1 protein-coding gene is annotated in these 1,096 nt (G+C 59.9%); it reads left to right on the forward strand.

Annotation, left to right across the window (positions count from 1 at the left end; all coding sequences use genetic code 11):
* Positions 1–1,096 (forward strand): terminase family protein (locus tag L8H52_RS30295; RefSeq protein WP_242210170.1); only part of this gene is annotated, 1,096 nt, incomplete at both ends.

Genomic DNA, 1,096 nt, shown 5'->3' on the forward strand with positions numbered 1-1,096 from the left:
GCTAACGAGCCTGCTTGAGCGGCTGAAAAAACTTGCGGCCAAGCCTGCACAGGTAGCGCCGTCGGACGCACCGGACGAGCCTCGCGAACGCCAGCCTGGTCAACGTCGTGAACGAGGCGAAAGTAGCGGTAAGCGGGAAAAGAAGGTCAAGAACGACGTTAGCGGCCTGACCGAAGTGGACTTCCTCGATAAATTCATCTCGAAGATGTACGGCTACCAGAAAGAGCTGTTCGAGGCGAAACAGAACCCGCTGACACGCCGCGTCCGGAACATCCTCAAAAGCCGTCAGGTCGGTCTGACTTACTACTTCGCCGGCGAAGCGTTCATGGACGCCGTGCTAAGCGGTGACAACCAGGTGTTTCTGTCTGCCAGCCGATCGCAGTCCGAGATTTTCCGCAGCTACATCATCCAGTTTGCACAGCAGTGGTTCGGCATCGAGCTTACGGGTAACCCGATCACCCTCAGCAACGGCGCCGAACTGCGCTTTCTCAGCACCAACAGCAGCACCGCCCAGGGGTACCACGGCCACGTCTACGTGGACGAATATTTCTGGATCCGTGACTTCGAAAAACTCAGCACCGTAGCCAGCGCCATGGGCACACACAAGAAATGGCGCAAAACCTATTTCTCGACGCCCAGCGCCGTGTCGCACCAGGCGTACCCATTCTGGTCGGGCGAGGAGTTCCGCAACAGCAAACGCGGCAAGAAGGCCGGCGGTGTGTGGCCCAGCGAAGCGGCCTACACGCAGGGCGCGCTGTGTCCGGACGGCCAGTGGCGAAAGACGATCACTCTGGACGACGCGATCGCCGGCGGCTGCGATCTGTTCGACCTGGAGCAACTGCAGCTGGAGTACGACGAAGACAAATTTCAGCAGCTGTTCTACTGCAAATTCATCGACAGCACGCAAAGCGCATTCAGCCTCAAGGATCTGGAGCGTTGCTACTCGGATCTGTCGTTGTGGGAGGACTACAACCCGGAGCTGGATCGACCGTTCGGCAACAGCCCCGTGTGGCTGGGCTACGACCCAAGCCGCACCCGCGACGACGCCACCTGTGTGGTCATCGCGCCGCCACTCGAACCCGGGGCGAAGTTCCGA

It is taken from the genome of Pseudomonas sp. CROZ-RG-20F-R04-15, from assembly GCF_022662375.1.
Taxonomy (GTDB): domain Bacteria; phylum Pseudomonadota; class Gammaproteobacteria; order Pseudomonadales; family Pseudomonadaceae; genus Aquipseudomonas.